Origin of the sequence: Paenibacillus sp. FSL H7-0323, from assembly GCF_038002725.1 — a bacterium.
In the GTDB taxonomy this organism is placed as follows: Bacteria; Bacillota; Bacilli; order Paenibacillales; family Paenibacillaceae; genus Paenibacillus_AQ; species Paenibacillus_AQ odorifer.
The window spans coordinates 6,514,208-6,539,001 of sequence record NZ_JBBODB010000001.1 but is presented as its reverse complement, the minus strand read 5'-3'; the positions used below and the strand labels follow the sequence as shown (position 1 = coordinate 6,539,001).

The 24,794-nt window shown below is 43.2% G+C and carries 22 protein-coding genes; 3 read left to right on the top strand and 19 right to left on the bottom strand.

Annotated elements, in window-relative coordinates; all coding sequences use genetic code 11:
* Positions 1–15 precede the first annotated feature (15 nt).
* From MHH89_RS29195 to MHH89_RS29185, 3 genes are all read right to left on the bottom strand, one after another.
* A complete protein-coding gene (locus MHH89_RS29195) occupies positions 16–1,629 on the bottom strand; it encodes an ABC transporter substrate-binding protein (protein ID WP_076193509.1) in 1,614 nt (537 codons plus the stop codon).
* Between the two features lie 61 nt (positions 1,630–1,690).
* Positions 1,691–2,572, bottom strand: a complete 882-nt coding sequence (locus MHH89_RS29190; protein ID WP_036675818.1) for a carbohydrate ABC transporter permease — start codon at positions 2,570–2,572, stop codon at positions 1,691–1,693.
* A 17-nt stretch (positions 2,573–2,589) separates the two neighbouring features.
* Positions 2,590–3,510, bottom strand: a complete 921-nt coding sequence (locus MHH89_RS29185; RefSeq protein WP_076185370.1) for an ABC transporter permease — start codon at positions 3,508–3,510, stop codon at positions 2,590–2,592.
* Between the two features lie 465 nt (positions 3,511–3,975).
* Here MHH89_RS29185 and MHH89_RS29180 point away from each other — a divergent pair, with 465 nt between their 5' ends.
* Entirely contained in the window at positions 3,976–5,013 is a 1,038-nt protein-coding gene (locus tag MHH89_RS29180) for a LacI family DNA-binding transcriptional regulator (RefSeq protein WP_076279555.1), read from the top strand.
* 102 nt (positions 5,014–5,115) lie between these two features.
* On the opposite strand, the gene MHH89_RS29175 is transcribed toward MHH89_RS29180, so the two are convergent.
* From MHH89_RS29175 to MHH89_RS29160, 4 genes are all read right to left on the bottom strand, one after another.
* The gene (locus tag MHH89_RS29175; protein ID WP_179086319.1) at positions 5,116–5,922 is read right to left on the bottom strand and encodes an AAA family ATPase; all 807 of its coding nucleotides are present in this window, start codon (positions 5,920–5,922) and stop codon (positions 5,116–5,118) included.
* Between the two features lie 323 nt (positions 5,923–6,245).
* Positions 6,246–7,643, bottom strand: coding sequence for an MATE family efflux transporter (locus MHH89_RS29170; RefSeq protein WP_076125308.1), 1,398 nt, complete (start codon positions 7,641–7,643; stop codon positions 6,246–6,248).
* A gap of 397 nt (positions 7,644–8,040) precedes the next feature.
* On the bottom strand, positions 8,041–9,192 hold the full coding sequence (locus tag MHH89_RS29165) for a PdaC/SigV domain-containing protein (RefSeq protein WP_341088683.1): 1,152 nt from the start codon (positions 9,190–9,192) through the stop codon (positions 8,041–8,043).
* Positions 9,193–9,307: 115 nt separating this feature from the next.
* Positions 9,308–10,051, bottom strand: coding sequence for a CPBP family intramembrane glutamic endopeptidase (locus MHH89_RS29160; RefSeq protein WP_076279554.1), 744 nt, complete (start codon positions 10,049–10,051; stop codon positions 9,308–9,310).
* 341 nt (positions 10,052–10,392) lie between these two features.
* Here MHH89_RS29160 and MHH89_RS29155 point away from each other — a divergent pair, with 341 nt between their 5' ends.
* Entirely contained in the window at positions 10,393–10,824 is a 432-nt protein-coding gene (locus MHH89_RS29155) for a hypothetical protein (RefSeq protein WP_076276588.1), read from the top strand.
* Between the two features lie 232 nt (positions 10,825–11,056).
* On the opposite strand, the gene MHH89_RS29150 is transcribed toward MHH89_RS29155, so the two are convergent.
* The 4 genes from MHH89_RS29150 to MHH89_RS29135 form a co-directional block, all read right to left on the bottom strand.
* Positions 11,057–11,926: a carbohydrate ABC transporter permease gene (locus MHH89_RS29150; protein ID WP_312148710.1), complete on the bottom strand. Its 870-nt coding sequence runs from the start codon at positions 11,924–11,926 to the stop codon at positions 11,057–11,059.
* The gene (locus MHH89_RS29145) at positions 11,923–12,840 is read right to left on the bottom strand and encodes a carbohydrate ABC transporter permease (protein WP_248547752.1); all 918 of its coding nucleotides are present in this window, start codon (positions 12,838–12,840) and stop codon (positions 11,923–11,925) included. Before MHH89_RS29145 ends, MHH89_RS29150 begins: the two co-directional genes overlap by 4 nt.
* 85 nt (positions 12,841–12,925) lie before the next feature.
* Positions 12,926–14,326: an ABC transporter substrate-binding protein gene (locus MHH89_RS29140; protein WP_341088681.1), complete on the bottom strand. Its 1,401-nt coding sequence runs from the start codon at positions 14,324–14,326 to the stop codon at positions 12,926–12,928.
* Between the two features lie 569 nt (positions 14,327–14,895).
* On the bottom strand, positions 14,896–15,945 hold the full coding sequence (locus tag MHH89_RS29135) for an NAD(P)-dependent alcohol dehydrogenase (RefSeq protein ID WP_076185356.1): 1,050 nt from the start codon (positions 15,943–15,945) through the stop codon (positions 14,896–14,898).
* Positions 15,946–16,065: 120 nt separating this feature from the next.
* Here MHH89_RS29135 and MHH89_RS29130 point away from each other — a divergent pair, with 120 nt between their 5' ends.
* Positions 16,066–16,482 carry a MerR family transcriptional regulator gene (locus tag MHH89_RS29130; protein WP_076218374.1) on the top strand — a complete coding sequence of 139 codons (417 nt, stop codon included), beginning with the start codon at positions 16,066–16,068 and terminating at the stop codon, positions 16,480–16,482.
* A 55-nt stretch (positions 16,483–16,537) separates the two neighbouring features.
* Here MHH89_RS29130 and MHH89_RS29125 read toward each other — a convergent pair whose 3' ends face one another.
* From MHH89_RS29125 to MHH89_RS29090, 8 genes are all read right to left on the bottom strand, one after another.
* Complete coding sequence (locus MHH89_RS29125; RefSeq protein ID WP_340012087.1) at positions 16,538–17,197, bottom strand: YczE/YyaS/YitT family protein; 660 nt, start codon at positions 17,195–17,197, stop codon at positions 16,538–16,540.
* Between the two features lie 413 nt (positions 17,198–17,610).
* A complete protein-coding gene (locus tag MHH89_RS29120) occupies positions 17,611–17,952 on the bottom strand; it encodes a hypothetical protein (RefSeq protein WP_076221106.1) in 342 nt (113 codons plus the stop codon).
* A 436-nt stretch (positions 17,953–18,388) separates the two neighbouring features.
* Entirely contained in the window at positions 18,389–19,039 is a 651-nt protein-coding gene (locus MHH89_RS29115) for an ATP-binding cassette domain-containing protein (protein WP_076125354.1), read from the bottom strand.
* A gap of 12 nt (positions 19,040–19,051) precedes the next feature.
* Positions 19,052–20,029: a hypothetical protein gene (locus tag MHH89_RS29110; RefSeq protein WP_076125356.1), complete on the bottom strand. Its 978-nt coding sequence runs from the start codon at positions 20,027–20,029 to the stop codon at positions 19,052–19,054.
* Positions 20,004–20,597, bottom strand: coding sequence for an RNA polymerase sigma factor (locus tag MHH89_RS29105; protein ID WP_076125358.1), 594 nt, complete (start codon positions 20,595–20,597; stop codon positions 20,004–20,006). The genes MHH89_RS29110 and MHH89_RS29105 overlap by 26 nt, the downstream gene beginning before the upstream one ends.
* Before the next feature lie 26 nt (positions 20,598–20,623).
* Positions 20,624–21,316, bottom strand: a complete 693-nt coding sequence (locus MHH89_RS29100) for a hypothetical protein (RefSeq protein WP_076125360.1) — start codon at positions 21,314–21,316, stop codon at positions 20,624–20,626.
* Positions 21,313–23,772 carry a hypothetical protein gene (locus MHH89_RS29095; protein WP_340977173.1) on the bottom strand — a complete coding sequence of 820 codons (2,460 nt, stop codon included), beginning with the start codon at positions 23,770–23,772 and terminating at the stop codon, positions 21,313–21,315. Before MHH89_RS29095 ends, MHH89_RS29100 begins: the two co-directional genes overlap by 4 nt.
* Positions 23,769–24,647 (bottom strand): ABC transporter ATP-binding protein, encoded by an 879-nt coding sequence (locus MHH89_RS29090; RefSeq protein WP_256715762.1) that lies wholly within the window; start codon positions 24,645–24,647, stop codon positions 23,769–23,771. Before MHH89_RS29090 ends, MHH89_RS29095 begins: the two co-directional genes overlap by 4 nt.
* Between the last annotated feature and the right edge of the window lie 147 nt (positions 24,648–24,794).

The following is a 24,794-nucleotide window of genomic DNA, read 5'->3' as shown; positions in this document are numbered from 1 at the left end:
ATTATTTATAGTTTATTATTTGCTTGCTCTGTCATAGCCGCCTTGTTTAATTTCAAGCCATTCTTGCAGGCCCAGACGGTCCAATTCTTTCAAATATTCATCCCACTGCGCTTCGACTTTACCATTTTGGTACCATTCAGTACGCATTCTAAGCACGTAGGCAAACAGATCCGTCTCAATTGTCGTAAGGCGATCAAGCTCTTGAATAGAATGGAATACACTCGGCATTACGTTTTCTGCTTTCATTTTTGGCGCCATGATGTTCTTGATAATATCCATTCTGCCTTTGGCATCATCCGGCATGGTTGTGTATTTGCCATAATAGGAATCAAGGATAGCTAAGGGTCCACCGACACTTGTTTTCTCACGTAGTTCTACAGGAGCTGCACCCTCCAGCGGCAAATGCTTCAGCATTTCTTTTTCTTTATCAAATTCGAAGATATTTTGCTGTTTATCGTCTCCATACGTTCCCCAGTTGTTCTGTACAGATTGAATCGGATCGTAGAGTTGATCAACCCATTTCGCTGTCGTTTCTAAGTTCTTATTGGCGCTAGTAACAACCATCTTACCTCTGCCCAAACCAAGCGCGTTCGTTCTTGTTACGTTAACTTCACCATCTGGTCCAGCAAGTGGAGGCATAACCTCGTAAATGTCATTTGCTCCAGTGATGTTAGCTTTATCCCATGAGAAGTAAAGTCCGTATCTCTGATCCTTTCCTTTTGCAAGGTAAGTACTCCAGTCCTGAGTATAGGCTTCAATATCAATGAGTCCTTCTTTATACAGCTCGTTAATAAAAGAAACGGCTTCTTTGTAATCATCTTGTGCCGCCGTAAATATTACCTTCCCATCATTGCTTACAACCGCGTGGTCGGGGTTCTCCCCCAATCCGAATGAAGCAAATAGGAAAACCAGATCTTCTGCTCCAGGCTTGTTAATAAAGGACAAAGGAATTTCGTCAGCCTTACCATTGCCATTTGGATCTTTTGTCTTGAAGGCAATTAATACTTCTTTTAATTCTTCTGTTGTTGTAGGCATATCAAGGCCCAGCTTCTCAAGCCATTCCACATTGATCCAAGGCATACTGTCTACCGCCTGGATTCTTTCTTTGCCATTGCCCAGCTCTTCGATCCACGGAAAGGCATAAATATTACCGTCTGGTGCCGTAATCATACTCTTGTATTCCGGTGCTTCTTCCAGCACCTTTTTGAAGTTGGGCATATTGTTCTCGATAAGCTCATTCAGCGGAATAATGGCACCATCTTTAGCAAGCTTGAGCAGCTCATAGTCGCTATAGTCCGCATTAAAAATTGCATCAGGAAGATCGCCGCTTGCCACAGCCAAGTTTCTTTTTTCAACAAATACGTCTTTCGTGAAATTCTTCCAATTAATATGAACATTCGTCTTTTCTTCAAGACGCTTATTAATCAGTTTTTCATTTGGATCAACGGGTGCAAGTGGAGAGCTTTGCGTAATAAAGTTCAAAGTTACTTTACCGCTGGCGTCCTGTTCTTTACTAGCTGCACTTCCCCCTCCTCCTCCGCCACCGCATGCAGTAAGGAACATAAACGAAGCAAGTACAGATGCAGAAGCTACTTTCGTTGATACTCTTGATTTCTTAATTCTTTTCATAGGGTATGACCTCCAAATTAGATATGAATGAATTAATCTTTATCTATGTGCAGCCTGTTTCCTACTTAAGGGAACCGACCATAACACCTTTTTCAAAGTACTTCTGGAAGAACGGATACATAACAATAAGTGGCAAACTGGAAACAACAATGGCAGCGTACTTGATGATTTCAGACAATCGTTTCATTTCCGCCATGGCGAGTTGATCGCTGATCATGCCCGGATCTACCTGATTCTGGATCAAGATGGACCGCAACACGAGCTGCAGTGGATGAAGATTCGGATTATCTAAATAGATCATGGCGTCAAAGTAGGAATTCCACTGGCCCACAAAAGCATAAAGAGCGAGCACGAAAACAATCGGTTTGGAGAGCGGTAATACGACACTGAAGAAAATCCGCATCTCCGAAGCTCCGTCGACATTAGCGGCTTCCTTCATTTCATTCGGTACTCCTTTGAAGAAAGTTCTAGAGAGAATGATGTTCCATACATTGACTGCTCCTGGAATGATCACCGCCCATACTGTATCAAGCAGACCAAGATTCTTAACGAGCAGGTATGTAGGTATAAGCCCACCCCCAAAGAACATGGTGATAATAAACAAGGTCATGAAGAATCCTTTTCCTTTGAGCCTGTCATCAGACAGTGCGTACCCTGCACAGATTGAGACGAGAACGGTAAGCATAGCAAATGAAACAGAGTATAAAACAGAGTTACCAAAACCTCGGATCATGGCCGGATTAGAAAGAATTTTTATATACCCTTCTAATGACCAGTCCGAAAGGTTGAATGATAATCCTTTACTGAGCAGAACTGATGGATCCATAAAAGATGCAATCACTACATAAATCAAAGGAAGTACAATGATAAGTACGGCCAGTGTCAGGAAGATCGCGTTCAGCACGACGATAAAGCGATCTAATCCGGAATGTTTAATGGGCATAGCTTGTTGCTCCTTTCTTAGTAAAGACCTTCGCCCTCATTCAGTTTCTTCACGGTGAAGTTAACGGTGACGAGCAAGACGATGTTGATGATAGAGTTAAACAACCCTACTGCGGCTGAATAGGCATAATCGCCCGACTGCAAACCAATTTTATAAACGTAAGTCGGAATGATTTCTGAGGTTGGCAAGTTCATCGCCGTTTGCATGAGATAGGCTTTTTCGAAACCAATGGACATAATCCCACCAGCTGCAAGGATAAATACGATAGCCATAATTGGACGAATGGTTGGCAAATCGATATGGCGTATTCTTTGTAGAAGATTAGCGCCGTCAAGATTGGCTGCATTATGTAACTCAGGATCGACATTAGCAAGTGCTGCTACATAAATAATGGATGCCCAACCGGCTCCGGTCCAAATATCAGAAAGAATGTAGATCGAACGGAAGTACTCCGGACGAGACATGAACATGATTGGTTCACCTGTAAGCCAGGTAAAAAACTGGTTAATCGGTCCCGTTGGGGACAAGAAGATAAACAACATCCCGACCACAACGACAACAGAAATAAAGTTAGGTGCATACAAGAACAACTGAATGTTCTTTTTGACGCCTGCACGGCGAATTTGATTTAACATCAACGCAAGCAGGATTGGAATTGGAAAACTCAGAATTAATCCAAAAAAACTTAACTTAAGCGTATTCATAAAGATAACTTCGAAGTTGGGGGATGACAGGAATTTCTCGAAGTTGTACAAGCCTACCCATTCACTCCCCATAATCCCTTTGATTGGGCTGAAATCTTTAAAGGCGATAATCGCACCATACATAGGACCGTATTTAAAAATCAGGGTCAGGATCACAGCTGGTGCGAGCAAAATATAAAGAAAGTAGTATTTCTTTAGATAGTCTAGTAAGGAGCTCTTATGTTTGGTCACCATTGTTCTGTGTTCAGCTTCTATTAGGTTTTGCAATGCCTTTACCTCCGTTCTTATCAATGTTTATATCTTGATGCAGTAAGGGCTTTCAATTGGCTTATGTCCTGCTGCTTTTACAATTTACCAAACACTTAATCGTTCGTCAATACATTTTGTAAAATTATTTATGTGCATATGACAAAGCATTATGTTCATAAATGATGCATATAATTTTACATAATTACAAATACAGCCAATTTAAATAGGATTATATACTTTAAAGTCAACATATTCTCATGAAGATGAAAATAATAATACCTTTTTTGCACATTTATCCGCTGATAAAATGTAAACTAAATTGTGCATTTGTAAATATCATATTGCTATTTTGAGTAAACTAATATACATTAAAGAGAGTTGGAATCATGCCAAACAGTACACTATTTGTGGCGAAGGTTAAGAACAAGAATATAGAGGTGAATTACATAGATGGCCAGGGAAAAAGTAACCATACAAGACATCGCGGATGCTTTAGGAATCTCCAGAAATACAGCTTCCAAAGCCTTAAATGGAACGAATGGTATACCTGATGAAACTAGAAACAAGGTTATAAAGAAAGCGATAGAGTTAAAATATAAACAATTTGCTTTTATGGACACCGAGAGTGTTCAACCAAGAAACTCTGGAAATATCGCTTTATTAACAGAAAACTTACCTAACACTTCCCACTTTGGATCGAAACTGATCAGTGGCATGGAGAAACGAATCAGTGCAGAAGGATATAATTTATCCATGCACATTATAAGAGACATTGATCAGGAGTCCTTGTCTCTTCCAAATAATTTTGATGTCGCCAATGTAGACGGAATTATTTGTATTGAGTTGTTCAATTCCGAATATAGTAAGCTGATTACAAGTCTAGGCATTCCAACTATTTTCATCGACTGCTCTGCCGATATCTGCTACCCTGAATTCCAAGCAGATGTACTTCTCATGGAAAACGAACACAGCACATATCAACTCACAAAAAAGTTAATTGATGGCGGTTACACATCACTGGGGTTCATCGGGGACTATAATCACTGTAGGAGTTTTAATGAAAGATGGGTGGGCTTTAATCGCGCATTGATAGAATCTGGGATTCATCTCGATCTCTCACAATGTATTCTCGATGACGATCGACTATTTTTTTCGAGTCCGGAGTGGGCAGATGCTAAGCTAAGCCAAATCAATCAGCTTCCTTCTGCTTTCGTGTGTGCTAACGATTATATTGCGGTTACCTTTATGAAGTCACTCAAAAATATGCTTTCCATTCCTAATGACCTCGTCATTTGTGGTTTTGATAATGGTCCTGAATCAAGCATTGTAGAACCCCATCTCACCACTGTTCATATTTATAGTAATCAGATGGGTGTCAAAGCAGCTGAAATGCTACTTTCCCGAATTCATGATCCGAAGCAACCCTATCAGGTTTCTCATATTTATACCAAACTCATCCTAAGAGAATCTACACCTAATATCAGTTGATGAATTTAAAAAGAACCCAAGCGATTAAAAATTCCGTCGCTTGGGTTCTTTTTTTTCGTTGAATTGTTCCAATTACAATTTCCTGTATTTATAATCCCACAATTAGTTCAAGGAAGGATTGTATTCTTCATAAGAAAGAACAATATGCTCACTTTTTAGCAGACAATGCTCTATGATCGCCTTACGTTTCGCTTTCAGGACAATTTGTTCAATATCAGCAAAACTGCAACCGGAAAGACGTTCGCATGTTTCCTCCAGCAGCCCAGCTTCACTTTCAAAGTCATTAATTAACAGTTCGACATATTGACGCCTACTTGATTCATCCGGGTTAGCATAAATCATTTTTGTATCAAACCTTCGCCAAATAGCTCTATCCAGTTCATTTTCTAGGTTCGTCGCTGCTACAAAAATGCTATTGTCACCAAAATCATCGAGACATTGCAGCAGTGTATTCACCGCACGAGCCATTTCTTTAACCTCGTCATTACTCTCCCGTGTTCTTGCAATGGCATCAAACTCATCCAGGAAAAGAACACAAGGAGATGCTTTGGCATACTCAAATATTTTCCGGATATTACTTCCAGTCTCGCCCAAATGGCTGTGAATAATTGCATCAAGTCGAACTAGGATAAGTGGAAGCTCCAGCATTTGAGCCATATAAAATGCCGTCAGTGTTTTCCCTGTGCCCGGTGGACCATACATAACCACTTTATTGGGAATGGGAACTCGATGCTCTTCAAATCTTTCCCTCATACCTAAGATTGTGATGAATTCTTCGACAATCTTTCGATTCATATCGGGTAGGATCAGATGTCTAACCTTTTTGGCACATTCTTTGGGTGTATAATAGGTACCCATATCAATCCCTTTTGCTCTGGGTAGACGTTGATTGGTGCTGCTTTTATTCATTATTTATTGAAGCTCCTTTAAAATGGTTATTTTCAAGAAATCCAAAAGATCCTTTCTGAATCCAGTTCAACCTGCTCTAATTACCGTTCGAAGTCCTCGTGAGGAACGATAGAGTCCGCTTGTGACCATTCGTTATCCACAAATCAATTCATCTTCTACATTGTATTTATTCGTAATTATTACGATTTAAAATATCATACTTTCTTTTTGTTTATAATGTCAACCAGTAGCACAAAAAAGAGCCTTTATAATTCCAAGGCTCTTTTAGGGTATATCTATTAAATCGGCCATCCAGGCAAAGCAGAAGTTCCAGCATCTTGCCTTCACATATTGTAAGTCCTGGCTAGCTTGGATTTAGCTCTGAGCCGGGTGAATTCCTTAGTTACCAGGATTACCGTCCACACTACAACCACAGAATCAATTACAAGCGAACCCCAATATACTCCGGAGACGCCTAACCATCTTGGCAAAACAAGCATCACTGGCACATAAAAAACAAGTTGTCTGGTGATGCCGATAACGGCTGCCGGCTTCCCTTTATTAATCGCAGGGAAAAAGGTCATGGCCATAAAAATGAGCGACAATAACGGCAGAACCGCCATGTTCAACCGGAAATATAACATTTCGCTGGTCTTAAAGATTTGATCCGGCAGCATTAGCCCCAGAATGGAAGCCGGCGAGATCATAGAAATTATCCAGAAAGGCAAAGTCAGCAGCATGGAAACGAGGGTGAATATTTTATAGGCTTTGATGGCGCGCTCATACTGTTCTGCTCCAAAATTTATGCCGATGACTGGCTGCAAGGCGCGCATTAATCCGAATATCGGCGTCAACAGGAAGGTGAATACACGAAAAACCACTCCATAAAATGCAATATCTGCTGTAGTCCCGTATCTCGAGAGTGCATTAAATACTACAACAGCCTGTACCAGATTCATAAAGTTCATAATGAAAGAGGACATTCCCAGACCAATTATGGATTTGATTGTGGCAGCATCCCGATAGATTGCGAAGACATTCGTTCGGAATGAGGCAAATCCTTTGCCAAAATAAATCCATCCCAGCAAGGTGTAGACCAGCATCCCGATATTTGTAGCCCAGGCAGCACCCTCTACTCCAAAATTCAGCCAGGCTACCAGAATATAATTGGACAATACATCAACTGCCAGTCCAATGCCCATTACCACGGCTGCCGATTTCATTTTCCCTTCGGCACGTACAATCATGTTGGCAGCCAGTCCATAAATCCAGAAAAATGAACCAATCACCGTAATTCTAAAATAGCTGTCGCCAAGAGCCAGAGTTTCCCCTTCTCCTCCCATGATTCGCACCAGCTGTGTAGAGAAAAGCAAACCCAATACCATATAGATAAGCGTTACAAGGATGGACAGATAATTAACATTCCCCATCAAACGCTTCTGCATTTCTTTGTCCTGCCTGCCGAGGGCTAAACTTAAAGCAGAACCGGCACCCACCCCAATCAAGGAGCCCAGTCCCAAGCTGATCTGGGTTAAAGGATAAGCTACCGAAACCCCAGCCAGTGCTTCCTCTCCGACAAACCTTCCCACAAATACAGCGGCGATAACCGCATTTAAGCCATAGAGGACCATTGCGATGATAGCGGGCCATGATAACTGGACCATAATATTCCATAGATTACCGTTGAGAATAAAATCCGTCTGCTTGTCTTTGCTGTTGTTTATCTGTGTTACTGTGTTCATAATATGAATTTTCTCTCCTTCTTTTGACTGAATATGCAAAGTCCTCGTTCAAAAATTATACGGGACTCCTTGCATTAACTAGTCTATAAGACATGTTGGCTAGCAACTACCGCAAAAAGGATTGTTTCTATCTCATATAGGATTTTATCTTTGAATTTATATAAATCTCCCCGGAATAGCCCCTCTCATTTCCATTCCTATTAAAAAACTGCAGCAGGAGTGGTCGCGGCTCCGCAAGTTTCCGGTACATGGTCAATTTTGAATGCTAGGCAATCATTTAGTCCCCCCTACTTAACTCAACAAAAAAAAGCAACTTCCCAGTTGGCAAGTTGCTTTTAAAAAAACTCTTTTGTGATAAAGTAACGATGAAAAAAAACGATTGAAGTCAAAAACCGACCTAATAAGCAGCGAACGGATCCGCATTATTCGAAAGGAACTGAGCCCATGTGAATTTGAATTCAGGACTGCCTACAACACTTTCTGCTATATCACCTGGAACAAAAAACACAGTGAATCCTGCATTAGTCAAGTAGAAGTTATCCAGGTATGCATTAGAATCTTTAGTTAACTTATTGAACAGGTCAATAGAGTAGATAGAAGACTCAGTACCTTTTTGGACTTGTTCTTGAAGTGATTTCTTAATAACCTGACTGTAATTGCTGTTGGATTTCAGCAAATCTCCCAGCTTCATTGTCGTACCATCCTGCAGAGAGTAAGTAAGACCTGTTTGTGAGCCGCCTCCATGAGCTCCGCCGAGGTATTGATAATTGGTAAGCAGGAAGCTAATCACTCCATTTTGATTGTAAGTCACCTTGTAGGCCAGTTCGAAATCGTATGTCGCTCCTTCCGCTGGAGCACCAGACTTAGCCAGTTGTTTTTCCGAGGCATCTAGAAACTTCTGTGCCTGAGCTTTCACCGCTTTATTAATTGCCGCTTCGGCATTTTGATTCGCAAGCTGCGATACAACTGGATATACGATATTGATGGTTACATCCTTATGGGAATTAGAAGACTGGAGTTTACCGGCAGTTATAGTCAGTTCATTCATTCCTGCATTCGTGATATTGACAGTACGGGTTTGTCCGTTCCATTGGGCCAAATATCCGAAAGGTTCAACCAAGGCTTGCACTGCAACAAAAGAAGTTCCTCCGATTACCTGAGCTTCATATCTTTGTCCCAGACCGCTTCCATTTAACTTTACAAGTGCACTGTCGATATCCAATGAATAATTTACAGTATTCTCTCCCAGGATAAGCTCTACACTATGATTTTTGTTATCGTATTTAACAGCTGCGCCTAATGCTTGCGCTGCGTCTTTAAGCGGAATGAGTGTATTACCTAATGGGCTTAGGAAAGCCTGAGTCCCGATTGCTTTACCTTTAACCTGGACATTCACCCTGGAGGTTATTGTTGCAGTAATGGCTGCAGCATGAACTGATCCGACAGACACGGGTAAAGCCGCCGCTGTGCCAACTGCAGCCAGTGCTGCTGACAATAGAAGTACGGACATCCGCTTTTTAGTTGTGAATTTTTTAACTTGAGTTTCCATTTTTGAAGATCTCCTTTTAGTCATTTTCTTACTATCACACTATAATCCCGTCATTTCCCGGATGGTTTACAGTATTTTCAGAAAAAGATTACAATTTTTACATGGAATTCGCTAATCAATGATGCATTGAAACCATAAAAGCAAATCCAAAAAGTGTCCAGTCATTTAGCACATGCACTATAAACGATGTCCAAATGTTTTTAGTCTTAATGTATGGATAGAGCAGAACAATCCGTACAATGCCGATACCGAGAATGGCTTGTGCAATATTCCAATTATAAGTTGGTAAATGGTATGCGCCAAAAATAATGGATACTACAATCCACGCTAAGATAATCGCAGACTTTCTGTTCAGTTTAAGTTTTTTTACTCCTAAGTACAAAATGACTAAGAATGGAAGGATCGTTATTAATTCTTCTCCAAACAGCATCGGGAGCATTGTCAGGAACGTCGTAATTGTATCGGAAAAATTACCATTGAATCCTTCACTCACTGGATTTGCACTAAAATTAAATAATTTCGTAATAATAAAACCAACACCATAGGTCACAATAAGATTTACAATGTACGTCCCAAGAATTAATATAATATCTTTAGCAACTAATTTTCTGAAAAGTAATGTCCACTGACTCCGTGCAACAAAGATAACTGCTGCTAATGGGAAAATCACATTTATAAAAGGATGTCCATAAGTACCTCCAAACCCAATAAGAAACAATGCAAAACCTGCAGCAACAGCTATCAGAAATATTAGGCTGGTTTTCAAATTTAGAGTAGGGGTAGGGGATTGCAGTTCACTGTAGAATGGAAAATCATCATTTTTACGCTCAAATCTAAAAAAATCACTTTTACTCATCATTAATCAAATCCTTCCTGAAAATAATGAAAAGCTATACTCTCTGAATACTAAAACCAATGATGCGGAGAATAGAAATACAGTCAGCTGTTTTTTGTACTATCACACTATACTCCCATTTTTTTCTGAAACATTTACAATTTTTTCAGAAAAGAATTACAATATTTACACAAGTTTTGAATAAACTGAAATTAATTCATCACTTAATTTTGCAAATTCATGAAAATGTTTAAAAAAATGAATCTATTTCAGAAATAATTATGTTGTTTTGATAAAATAGACAGGTAATAATAGAATAAACAGTTCTCTTGTTAAAAAACTAAAAAGCGAGGTTTACCAATGTTATGGACCTGAAGCTGTTAAAAAAAATTAAAACGATAAATTTCTTCACATTCTTCTTTTTTTGGACTGTCATCTTTTTTGCTCTTGCGGATAAGCCACCACCTGCTGGTTTCTATGGGCTTATTGCCCTATTATTAGTTTATGGTATTTTACTTATTATCTATTTAAATGATTTTATTGAAAGCTTGATTAAAAAGCGAAGAGGAGTTTTTCTACTCAATTTGTTATATTTCTCCTTGGGAGGTTTTGCTTTCAGTCTCATTCTTTCAATTATTGTCATTAACCTTGTTTCAAATGTAGAAAATGAAGGATATCTAATCTCGGCATTCAGTTCAACCGTAATAGGATTCCTTAACGGGTTATGTTTTTATTTTTTCAACAAGCTGCTTGTAAAGAGGTACAACCTAATGATTGAGCAGAACCGCTCTGAATAATAAAAGAGCCGAATTAGCTAAAGAATGACGTATCGTCAAAAAGCAACTTATCCGCAGATAAGTTGCTTTTTTATCATGTTCGCCTTATAGAACTCATGATACAGCTTCGGAGCCAAAGATATCGATAAGTGCATCAGGTTTTCGTTTTCAATACAATGACCAGTGTTATCTTGAAGTGGCATACAAGAAAATGATGAGGCTCTTTAATTTAACGGATGGGTGTACATTGAAGCTAATTTTTCAGTCCTGTCAACGTGATTCCTTCTACGAAATATTTTTGACCAATCAGATAAAAAATGACACCCGGCGCAAAGGACATACACGTAGCCGCCATCGTCAGCGACCAGTCCTGCTTTAGTTGGCCTCTAAAGGCGGTTAGTCCCAAGGCTATCGTATACTTATCGCTTGAGTTTATGTAAATCATCTGTTGAAGTAGATCATTCCATAAACCGATAAAGATAAATAATGCGACGACGATCATCGCAGATTTAATGGCCGGCATAATAATGCTGAACAAAATGCGGTAATATCCAGCGCCATCGATCGTTGCTGCTTGATCAAGCTCTCTCGGAATAGACATGATAAACTGCCTAATCAAAAAGATATTAAAAGCCCCGCCACCACAGAAATAAGGCAAAATCAACGGCAGATAGCTGTCATGAATTCCTAAGCCTCTCGTCCACCCAATATATAGCGGAATAAGTGTAACCATGGCAGGTAGAAGCATCGAACCGACACAAAGAGCCCAAATCAATTTTTTGCCCCGAAAACGCAGTCTTGCAAAGGCATAACCGCATAAAGTCGCTGTAAAGGTTCCTGCCAAACAGGCGGGTACAATAATAATCATAGTGTTCCATAAATATTTCCAAAACTTAAAGATCTCTAGTGTTTCTGCATAGTTTGAAAACAACCAATTTCCTGGCAGCAGTGAAGGCGGATATTGGTATATCTCGGCATTCGACATGAGCGACGTGCGAAATATCCACCAGATTGGAAAGAGCACGAGTATAGTAAAAAAAATAACAACGACAAACGAGATCAGGTTCATCCATTGATTATTAAGTTTTTTGCTCTTTAATCTTCCGTATGAGGCTACACTCATTTGTCATCGCCTCCTTCATTAAAGATCCATAGGTTGGAGGTTTTGAATAATACACCAGTAAAGCCTGCAAGAATAACAAAAATAACGGCTGTTGTCGCACAAGCATACCCCAATTTATAATTTACAAAAGCTTGATCATACATCAGATAAGTTAAAAAGCGTGAAGAATTACCCGGGCCGCCATTCGTTAATGAAAGAGCCGGCGTAACAATTTGGAGATTGGCAATCAAGCTCATTAGCAAATTGTAAAAGATAATGGGCGACATGCACGGTAAAGTGATATGCAAGAATCGTTTCCATCCATTCGCACCATCCATTTCAGCCGCTTCATGGTAGACGACCGGAACATTTTGCAGCCCAGCTAAGAAAATAACAATTAAGTTACCTGACAGCCAAACCGAAATCAAGGATAGGGATGGAATGACATAGCTGGAATCTGCGATAAAAGAAACTTTGTTCAAACCCATCTCAGAGAGAATAAAGTTAAAAAATCCAAAATTAGCTTCGTATAACCAGGACCATCCTACATATATTGCTGCTGCTGGCAAAACGTACGGTACATAGAACACAGCCCGGAAAAACCCTCTAGCCGGAATTTTACGATTCAGTAGCATCGCAATAAAAAGTGAATAAATCATGCCTCCAACTACCGATAAGACGGCAAAGTAGACCGTAGCGATAATCGAATCTTTAATATAAGGATCAGTGGTAAATAGATTAATATAATTCTCGAAGCCAACAAATTTGGGGTCTGAAAGTCCCGTCCAATTCGTTAAGCTGATCCCGAGCACCCCAATAAGAGGTAGATACGTTAAAAAGATCAGCCCAATGAAGGCAGGGATCAATAATATATACGCGGCTCGTGCCTCACCTGCATGAATACGTGAACGACGTTTCGGAGATTTATTAATCATTTCCATCTCTATCTCCCCACCTGAAGATCATAATATGGCCGCCGCGTGTGTGAGCTTGGCAGCGGCCAGTCTTTTACGAACTTTATTAATTGCCTGAATGGGCTGCTTTCAACGCATCGAGATTTTTAGAAATAGCATCCTTAGCGGTCGTCTTTCCAGTCCATACATCCCCTAGAACCGACCCGAGCAAGGTGTTAAACTCCGTCGTATGATTCGTATAGAACCACGCTGCAGGCTTCACAGCAGGTGATTGCGCATAATCGACTACTGCAGATTTATATTCGTCATAAACAGGGAAGTTAGGATTTTCGACCCATTTACGGGTAAGGGTCTCATCCGTGTACCACTTCTCCAGTGTCGGCATCCAGATCCCCGAGCTAATGAGGCCCCAGTTATTTTCTTCTGAGTTGTACCATTTCAGCCATTCCATCGCTTCTTTTGGATGCTTAGTCTGGGAGAAGACGACATTGGCGCCACCCGTGTTGAGAGTAACCTTATCCTTCATGTAAGGCAATACTGCGACGCCATAGTTCAAGCCTTCATTCTTGGCCGTATTCAGACTAGTTCCCACGTTCCACGCACCGTTAGTAGCCATGGCAACAGTTCCCGCGATGATGGTTCGTTGAATGCCATCATCAGTCTGTCCGACAGACAACGGAGCAACATGATCCTTCAAGTAAAGATCTGCAACCTTCTGAATTCCCTCTATACTGGCGTCTTCTCCAATTCTCACCTCAGTCCCATCACCCGAATAGAACCCTCCACCATTACCAAGCGCCCAGGTCTCAAGCTGCCATGGTAAGTTTTCAACGGATGCGCCAAACTGTACGATACTCTGCTCATTAAAGCCACTCTCATCAGGATGTTTACCATTTTTATCAAGGGTCAGCTTCTTTGCTGTTGTTACAAATTCGTCCCATGTCCACGCTTTGTCTAAAGCGGCTGGGGGATAGGGTACATTGGCCTTGTCAAACATATCTTTGTTGTAATAGAGGAGTAAGATTTCATTGGCAGCCGCGTAGGCTACGGTTTTCCCTTGATATTTGTAGGCTAAGCTATCCAGTGGTTTGCTGTCGCTTCCTTCGTACATTGTATTTACATCATTCAGCATGCCTTGGGTAGACCACTGAACGACCCCATCTTCTCTGAGCATCCCTGTATCAGGCAATTGCTCTGCCGTAGCCATTGTATTCAGCTTAGTCATGTAGTTTTCCCAAGGAATTGCTTGTACTTCTACTTCAATTCTGTCTTGAGAAGCATTAAACTTATCCGCCACTCCCTGGGTTACATTTCCCTCTTCCGCACTTCCCCACATCGAATAGATAATCTTGACCTTCTCCTCAGGCTTGGAGGTTGCGTTCTCAGATGCTTTGGGTGCATCAGATGCCTTGGTTGCTGTGTTTGTCTCGTCTTTCGCGCAGCCAATGACACTTAACGCTAGTGCAGTTGAAAGAATACCTACCCCGAATGCTTTACCTACTTTCATTTCCCTCTCCCCCTTCATAATTACATAGATATGTCTAACCGTTTGACCCCTTAAGTTATTGAGTTAAACGTTTAGTACCAACTTTTTTAATAATTTCAACCTTTGCTTGGAATCCGCAATTTCGGCCAGCAGATACGACTTTTAATATCGTAAATATTTTCAAAAAGTGGTATAGAGTCTTCATGAACTTGGGATGTTTTAATGAAGTAAGCGCTTTATTATTATTGTGTCATGATTTTCTTTTAGGGAAAATAGCATTTTTCAACCTGATTTTTAAAAATTCCAACCTTTAAAGAATCAGCTTTTTCATAAAAACGGCAGAATCAGCTGAACCAAAATATTCAATTGCAGCAACGACAATAAGCAGAGCCGTCCTCCTACCCCAATGGTAGAAGCACTGCTCTGCCTATTTAGCATTTATACACATATGCTGCTGTATGCAACAACGCCTTTTTTCTCTTCTCGAAACATAACTGCGTGAGATTTCCAGCTCCTTAGCAAATTCCCGCTATGTTATCGAATTTCTTGAGGTTGTGGCCACGAACCGAGGTCAAGAATGAAGGTGTCTCTTATTCGTTCCCCATCGTGCTGATGTCGATGACAAACCGGTAACGGACATCTGAAGCAAGCACACGCTCCCAAGCTTCATCAATCCGGTCAGCAGAAATGACCTCGATTTCAGAAGCAATATTATGTTCAGCGCAGAAATTAAGCATTTCCTGCGTTTCACGGATTCCACCAATCATCGACCCGGCAAACGAACGGCGGTGGCCGATCAGCGAGAATACGTTAACTGCCAATGGATCAGCGGGCGCACCAACATTGACTAATGTACCATCCAATGCCAGAAGTGAAAGATAGGCATCAATATTAATTTGTGCGCTTACTGTATTCACAATAAGATCGAATGAACCGGCAAGCTGCTTAAATGTCTCCGGATCGCTGGTCGCATAATAATGATCCGCTCCTAATTGCAATCCGTCTTCCTTCTTCTTCAGTGACTGTGATAACACAGTAACCTCAGCTCCCATGGCATGAGCAATCTTCACAGCCATGTGTCCAAGCCCGCCAAGACCCACTACAGCTACTTTTTTGCCGGGAGCGGCTCCCCAATGGCGCAGCGGTGAATAGGTGGTGATTCCTGCACACAAAAGCGGTGCAGCCGCGTCAAGCGGAATAGCATCAGGAATCCGGACCACGAAGTCTTCTGTTACAACGATGTGCGTGGAGTATCCGCCCTGAGTATAGTGACCATGCCGGTCGATAGCTCCATAGGTGCCCGTATTTCCACTCAGGCAATACTGCTCCTCACCTTTTTGGCAATTACTGCACTCTCCACAGGAGTCAACCATACAACCAACCCCTACACGATCGCCGACTGCGTACTTTGTAACTTCGGAACCGACCTGGCTGACAATACCGGCGATCTCATGCCCTGGAACAAGTGGATACTTAACCGGTCCCCACTCCCCGCGGGCTGTATGAATATCCGAGTGGCAAATGCCAGCGTATTTAATCTCAATAAGAACATCGTGCGGCTGCAGATTCCGGCGTTCGATTGTAGTTAGCTTGAACGGGCCTTCCTGACTGAATGTAGCACGTGCATTTACTTTTATCATAGTGAAACCTCTCTTCTAGTTAATATAAAAAGCTGTAACGCCGACTTTACAAAACCTATGTTATTACTTAAAGTTAACTCTAAGTCAAGCATAAAATATAATTAAGACTGGAGATAGATGATGAAGACATACTCCATAAGTGAAGTTGCAGAATATTTTAATATGACATCACATACCCTGCGTTACTATGACAAGGAAGGGCTTTTGCCTTTTATAGAAAGAACCCCCAGCGGGAAACGCATTTTCAAAGAAACGGATATGGATGCTTTAAAAGTAATTGAATGCCTGAAGTCATCCGGGATGCCGATTAAGGAAATAAAACATTTCATTGAGTGGTGCTCTGAAGGGGACTCCACCTTGCAGCAGAGATATGATATGTTCCTGGAGCGGAAAGCTTCTGTAGAAGCACAGATGGAAGAATTGAGAAAAACGATGGAAGTCATAGACCATAAATGCTTCTACTACAAGACCGCCTTGGATAGCGGCACGGAAGATGTTCATAAAAAAAATAACATTAAGAGTGCATTTACTCATTAAAAATGGACCTTCAAATTACAGAAAAGGCGGGGCAGATTGGTCTGCCCCGCCTTTCTTAATTTGGACGCTTTTTTGCCAGCAGCTTCTCCGTAAAATTCACATCAAAAAAATGAATAATGGGTCCCAAACCAAGTGCGGACACTAGAGTTCCTAAGCCTATAATGCCTCCTGCCAGGAAGCAAATCAAAGCACAAAGAGCATCCGTAAACATCCGGTGCCAAAAATAAGATATTTTCGGGACGTTATCCCTCATAATCAGGGACAGGCTGTCGTAAGGAGCGACTCCCACAGCCGATGTCTGATACAGGGATACCCCAAAACTGCATACCACCACGCCAATCGCTACGACGACCACCCGCTGCCATAACAGCTGAGGTTCGCCTAACAGAGATAGCCAAGTACTATGAAAGAACGTAGCGATATACCCCAAAAAGATTGCGTTTACAAAAGTCCCTGCTCCAATATACCTTCGTCCGGTGATGAATTCGATTACAAACAATACCAGGTTCAGCAAGATCAGAAAATTTGCATATGTTATACCCACGCACTCTGCAAGTGCCATTACCATGCCGCTAAAGGGATCATTCCCCATGCCGGACAGCTTAAAAATACTAATTCCCATGCCCAGAAATACATTGCCGATAACCATAATAATCAATCGTTTTTTATCCACGTTATAAAGATAACCCTTCATATTGCCCATCCTATTTTTCATATTAAAATTGCACCTTACAACAACCACGTCATTATATCATATATTCTATTGTTTGACGGTTATCTTTATTGATAGTATTCAATGATTTGGATAAGCAGATCGGTCAGGACTATATTGTTTTGATGGGAACTGAAAAAAACAAAAGCAACCCGTCCGCAGATAAGTCGCCTTTGTAAAACTTTAGTGTTAACGGATCTAACTTATGACTTTAAGCTCAGCGCTTAGCCTTTTAAAAATGATGATAAAGCTTCATAAGAGTATATTTCATTCCACCGGGTTCTATAAGTTAATTTCAGACTTCTCTACTTCATGCCATTGAAAAAGCATTAACACAGGAGGAATATAAATTGGCTGGCCCCAGCAATAAATCAAATCAGGTGTAAAATTCGCAAGCCATAGCTCCCCATTCTCATCTAGTTGCATTCTCCACTTTCCGCTGGCAACAACTTTTTCCTGCTCCATAAGGAAACGAGCCTCATCATATGAACTTCAATTCCTTTATTGCGCTCTATGAAATCAAGGGCAGCTTGGTAATTACGTTCTTGCTCTTCTTCTTTTTCTGCAGTAAAAGCTGAATCGTATACCTCTGAGAAATCTAAGCCCTTAAGGTCATGGAGTTCCACTAGTTGTTTAAATGCGTCCGTTACAAAAAATTGAACGATAGCTGTTTCCTTTATTTTGAACAGTCTATAATCAACACTATCAATTACATTTGTGGTGTTAAGCAAAAACAACATCAAATCAGGATGAGCCAAGGGAAGTGTTTCGTCTTCTTCCGCAACAATTGGCTATCCGTAAATATCTCGAAAAATCATTGTACTTCCCCTTATTCTTGGTGTGCATGATTCTGGGTTCTCCTCCTTTTTTTCTCTGTATGATTGTACTGACAATAAGGTACCAAAAAATCTCCATTCAAAGAGAAAATCACGCCATTGATTCCATCGGCTGGTTCGCCAATTATTGATATTATCCCAACACTACCCAAGCAATCTGTCACTTCTCATTATTTTATTTGTGTTCAAAACTCCCCGTTCTTTGCCAATGATAAGAGTAGAAGAGTCTCCATTGCCAGCCATCTAGAGGCCGACTTTATCCACCCCTTCAGCAAATGGTTCAAACAAATGTCTGGCTATCCGCCAGGCAAGTTTCGCAGCCGCAGCAGGATGATTTAATATAGAAAACGGCGCTGCATCAGTGCAGCGCCGCTGTACCATTTTCAAGTTTGATCACAGCATCCAACCAACCTCCCTGTAGGCCCTCCAAAGCGCCTGAAAAGATTGCGACTGTGCCAGGTGTCATTTCGTACAACGTGTCTAGCAGCAGGAAACGAATCTCGATATCCATGCCATAGAGAGGCTCATCCAGCAGCAGAAACCATGGATCAGCAAGCATCGCCTGAGCAATCATAAGCCGTTGCTTGTTGCCGCCTGACAACCGCTGAATGGGCGTTTTCCACTCGGCAGTAAGCCCGAGCCGTTCACTTAGCTCACGAGATCGTTCCTCAATGGTTGCCCGTGGCATCAGCTTCATCTCACCCACATAACGCAAGTATGCCTCGACATTCATATTGTCATAGTACGCTGCCTGCTGTGGCTTGTAGCCCAGATAAGGCTTGAAAGCATTGCCTGACAACGTCACGCCATGAAGCTGATAGGTAATCAGGCCGCGTACAGGCTGGTATAGACCAGCTATCGCTTTGAGCAATGCTGTTTTTCCACTGCCATTGGCGCCCTCCAGACCATACCAGCCTGGCGGCAAAGCCAGATTCACATCCCCTAGCAGCAGGTGACCATTATCTGCAAGAAGTTCAACCGCGGTAAGTTTTAGCTCAGCTCCTCGCACCACTCTTCCCTCCTATCCATATTGCTTGTAATAATGCCGATGGCGCAGCAAAATACTTGTTATAACACCCAGCGCTATTGCCAGACTAACAGCAACAAGCTTGCTTGCAAGCCAGTGTTCGGACCCGTATTCGCTGAACAATTGAAATACGCCAAGCCTCTCGCCAGTGGAAAACTGGATGACGCCCACTGCGAGCACAACCGCGGTACCAGGCCATGTCCCGAAACGAAGCATTGCAGCCAGCGCTGCAAAAGCGCTCAGGCAGATCGGCAGTAATAGATCTGTGATCAGTAAAGTAGTGTTAGATCCGAATTCACCGCTGGTACCCGTCATAACGAGTATTCCATAAAACAACAGCGCTAGAAGGAGGTCATATAGCAGTATGGTTCCTATTCTGGCTACCATAAGCTGTACGGGTGTAACAGGAAAGGTCGCCTCAAGCTCACTCATTGGCTTATGCATGGATCGGAGTGAATAGGCCACACTGGCTACAGGAAGCAACAGAATCGTAAATAAAAATACATCCGGCTTGGCAGAGCTACTGAACCATTCACTTGCTACCAGCCCCTCAACGACTGCTCCTATGCCAATCATAAGCGCTGATGTAAGCCAAAACAGCCAATGCATCGTCCTTACCTGAGCTGCCATGCGTTGCATAAGCCTTACTGGTAAAGATATAGCGACAGTTGCTTGCCGCCCAGGCCTGTCATGTCTTGCCACTCGCTTGGAAGAGGGTACAGCAACCGCCCACTCAGGCTGTGTGGCATATGTGGCGGCAAGCGCCAGCAGAGATTCCGTCTGCTGGCCGCTGGGACCATCGACGGTATAGCGATCCAGTTGGCTGAATACGGCTCCGATCTGGTCATGCTCCCATCGATCCGCTGCTGCTTCACCCTTTTCCTCTAGTTGCCGCTGCTCTTGCAATTCCCTGTGCAGTTGACTGTCGCGACTAGCCTTATCGGCGCTACCGGCTCCGGATATGTAACTCATCCTGATCCTCCCCTTTCTGCAATGTATGGGCCAGTCGCCTGAACGCCCGATACAGCTTGGACTTGACCGTTCCAAGCGGCAGTTCCAGCAACTCGGCTATTTCATCCAGCTTGAGCTCCTCATAAAAACGCAAAATAACAATTTGCCGCTCCTCCTCAGGCAAAGCGCCAAGGGCAGCAATGACTGCTTCACGCTCATATTGCTTGTCTAAAAAAGACGCTACCGTATCCTTACCGCCATCTGCCGCATCATACACTCCGGTATCCTTAGCCGCTACTTCATAACGATAAGCTCCGGACTTCCATACATCACGGCACAGGTTCGTCGCAATTCGATAAATCCATGGTCGAAACCGTTCAGGCAACCGACCAGCTTGCAAAGCCGTGAATACTCTGACAAAACACTCTTGCACCAAATCTTCTGCGAGCTGACGCTTGCTGGTCAGTCGGTATAAATACGCATAGATGGTCTGATGATACCGATAGACGAACAACTCCAGCACGGCTGTATTCCCTTGCTTGTATTGCTCGAGCAGTTGCTCATCCGTAACAACAGCCCTGCTGTTCACTTGACTCTCTCCTTTCTCGCTCAGCACTATTGCCTGCACACGAGCCAACCTCTGCCTTTCCCCAATAGAAGCATACAGCAGAAAAGCAGTATTCCAGCTGCTGCAAATAATGCGATAGCGTTATGCGATTTATCTGTGAACCGGCTCACCGGCCAGACGGCTTGAAATAAATAGTACCGATTGAGCGGCATACTGGACATAAAATACTCCAGCAGCCACACCGTTGCCCCCACTCCTAGCCCGACAGCCATATTGCGCCCTAGCAGAGTGCCCAATGCCGCCAGACCGCCAAGGAACATATTCACACTGAGGCTATGTTTAATTATGTAAGCTAGTTGTGCCGTACTTAAAACGATCGCCCAGCGGTCAATTGCCCAGAGCAACGCTGCTTCATAGATAACTAGCAATAGCGCAGCGACCGCTCCTCGCTCGGCGAACACGAGTAATTGTGAATATGGATAGCTGAAATGATGGGCAAAAGTACCCTCACTGAAATCATCGGCGAACAAGGCAGCACTCAAGGCAATCGCAAGTAAAGGCAGCACAAATATAAAAGCCACTTTGACATGATAAAAACCAGGAGAGGGCATCATCATTGGCAGCATGAGGCAACCAGCTGCTATCAGCGCCGCAATAATAGCTATAGCTAGCAAGTAGCCGCCCCATAGGATGCGCCAAGCATATTTTGCACGGGACAAAAGAATGAGGGCAACCTTCATTGTCCTCCCTCCATTTTCCTTTGCAAATAGCCTCGCAGAAGCGCTTCCATTTGTTCATCAATGTCCTCGATTAGCTGCTCTGTGCCAATACTGTCATAGACAAGCTTGATGACATCGTAGACACTTTCAATACCGTACTGGCTGTATATGGTATTCATAAGGTCATAAACCTGATTCGGTGTACCGTTCAAAAAATAGCTGCTAACAGGTTCGAACAGTCGATCTGGCAGTTTCCCTCCGACCAGCTTGAGCTCGTTATAAGCCTGAAAAAAGTTATTCAGTGTATATTGGGCGTTTAAATTTAACATTCTCGCATTTCTAATCTCTCTACGTTTGGCACTGTAATCAAGCCAGTACTGCCCCGTTCTCAGTTGGATATTCCCATTTTTCCCTCGATCAATTTCCGCCCCAAAATAACTTGACACAGACACCTTAGACAAAAAGTGGACATCGCGAGCTTCCGGACCTCCAACTGATGCATCTACCATGCCAAGGGTGCTCATACTCACCATATTCAAACTATAATACGGATAATCGGCAAGTGCCATAGTAACCGTCTGGGGAAAACTCGTTGCAGCTTCTCCATCCAACTTTTTCAAAGTACGCGCCGCTTGGGCGTAATGCCTGGCTGCGAACTGTGCTGCTTCTTCGACAGAACGGGCAGGCAATTGACCAGATGCCAACAGACGCAACGTCTTGCCGTCTGCCGTCGCTTCTGCAAGTTGCAGATCGCCCCCAAATAATGTAAGTCCGCTTGCTTCATCCAGCTCCAGGCGCGTGATGGTCGCTCCCTTCTCTCCAGCCATCTTACTAGTAATGACAGAGGCGTTGGAGAACAGTTTCAAGCCACTTGGCCCTGTGATAGCAACTTCAAAGCCCGCCATAGGGCGCGGCAGTTGTGTGTCCAGAATATCTGTAGCGTGACGCCCCCATTCGTAGTGATCGGTAAGCAATTCCGATAGCCGGCTATTGCCGATAACAGGGTACCAGCCATAGAAAGCTGGCAGGAAAATCCTGTTATCGTCGACAACAGCGATCTGCTCCCATCTATCCCTGCTAGGAGCGACGGAATAATAATGCCGCCAATCATTTAGGGTACCTCTATATGTCATCTCGATCTCCAGATGCTCCCCTGGCATAACATCCGTTGCAGGCTTGATCCAAAGTACATCTGTAGCCTCTTCCCACTCATAGGCAGCAGCAGCACCGTTCACCTTCAGTTCCTGTACATCAAAGATATGTCGCAGCATGATTGGGAATCGCTCTAGTGTTGCCGCTTGTCCATTGCTTGCTTGCATCGTCGCCTGTATTTCTAACCCATGCCGCGGCAGTAATTCCAACTTCAGCTTGTAGCTGTTAATGTGTAGATCCTGGAACTTCATTCCGACAAGCAGATCTTTAATATGCGATACCGAGAGCGGATTGCTGGTATTCCCGTTTGTGTTAAGGGTGATCCGAGACATTTCCTCAATATCCGCCTCCGAATATTTACCCGCTGCAATTCCAGCAACGAGCAGTTGCTCCAATTCACGCTGTTGCGTGATATCATTGGCTGAAGTAAGACGTTCGCGATAGAAACGTTCATTGGCATCCGCAATATCTGCCCGTTCCTGCAGGTATCCGTACATCGCACTACCTGCCCATAACAATGCTGCACCTAGAATCAGCATCGTGGGATAGACAAGCCATGCCTTGACCCGTTCCCGCCTGCGTCTACATACTACAAGTAGAACAGTCATGACCATTCCTGCTGCTAAAGCTGCAACGATGCCGCGATGCAGCCAAAATGCCGGATCATATATAAATCCCCACATACGTGAGTAAGACTTACCAATATATTTAACTAGTGAATAATCGAACCAAATCTGCGTATGAGGGGGTAATGAAAAAGAAGGGCGATCGGTCTTAAAAAATTCCGGTAAAATAATTGCCAAGCTAAGCAACAGGACGAAGCTGATCAAGTAACTGTATCGCTTGCGGATAAGGATACCTACTAAGTAGGCAATTACAGTTGCAAATAACATCGGGATGGCAAAGGAAGCCAATACAGCAGAGGTATACCATTCACGCATTCCCCATGAGATGCCATCATTTACGACCAACCATACATAAGCCCCCATCGGCACGAGCGCAGCTGCTAACGGAAGGGTTACAGCACAGAGCAAGCGTGCAGCCTCCATTTCCCATGTTCGATACGGAAAGGTAGCCATCATGGTTGCTGTCTTCCATTCTTCATCCCGCCGTGCTATCGCTGTTGCCAGCAAAGGCAAAATAATGAGGGCTACAAGGCAATACACCTCAGAAATATCCATCACGTATACTGCACGATCCAATTTGGCATCGGCGTTCTGAAACATCAAATACAGGATGCCGACCACAGTTGCCAGCATTAGATACAAGCCTGGGCCACGCAGCAGTAGCTTGCACTCTGTTTTGTAATAGCGAATCAGGCTCATTGGCTATTCCCCGCTCTCATGACCCCGATATATCCGTCCTCAAGTCCTGCCTTTGCCTGGACTGCTCCAGGTAATGGGACAGAACTGGCAAGAACACGCGCCTCATAGCCGGCTCCTGAACGCTTTGCAGTCACGATGGCTGCAGTTTCTTTGAGCTCTGCAAGCTTCTCATCACCCACTTGGACCGTCCACACTTGTCCCTGCACACGCTGGAGCAATTGTTCTTGCGTACCGTGAAATACGATGCGCCCTCCGCTCATAATCGCCATACTCTTACAGTTATTATCAATATCGGCGACGACATGTGTAGACAGTAGCACAGTACGATCTTTACCCAGCTCAGTCAGCATATCACGAAATCGCATGCGTTCTTCGGGATCAAGCCCTGCCGTAGGCTCGTCCACAATAATGAACTGCGGATCACCTAGCAGCGCCTGGGCAATACCGATGCGCTGCCGCATCCCGCCAGAATATTTGCCTATACGCACATGGCGCTTCTCCTCCAGATTGACTCGGCGCAACATTTCGGCTACTGCTTTCCTCCGGACTTTTCCATTTGTAATGCCCTTCATGGACGCGACATAATCGAGATATTCTGCGCCTGTCAACTTGCGATATACGCCAAACTCTTGTGGCAGGTAGCCAAGCAAGCCACGAATTTCACGTTCATCCCGCCCAAGCTTGCAATGTCCAATTTGTACATCCCCTGATGTTTTCGGTATTACTGTTGCCAATATTTGCATCAATGTTGATTTTCCCGCCCCATTGGGACCGAGTAAGCCGAACATACCCGTACCCAATGTCAGGTTAATTCCGTTCAGTACTTGTTTACTGCCATATTTTTTGCACAATTGCTGGATAACTACATGCATCATTACCTGCCTCCATTCGTACTTGGCCAACTACCGTGCGCACGAGTAGATTGTCGAACAGTATAACGACACTCCCTTCTAAAAGTTTAAAAAACAGGTGATTTTTTAAAATAATAGTATCCTTGCGCTGCCAATATGACATTTGTTCGA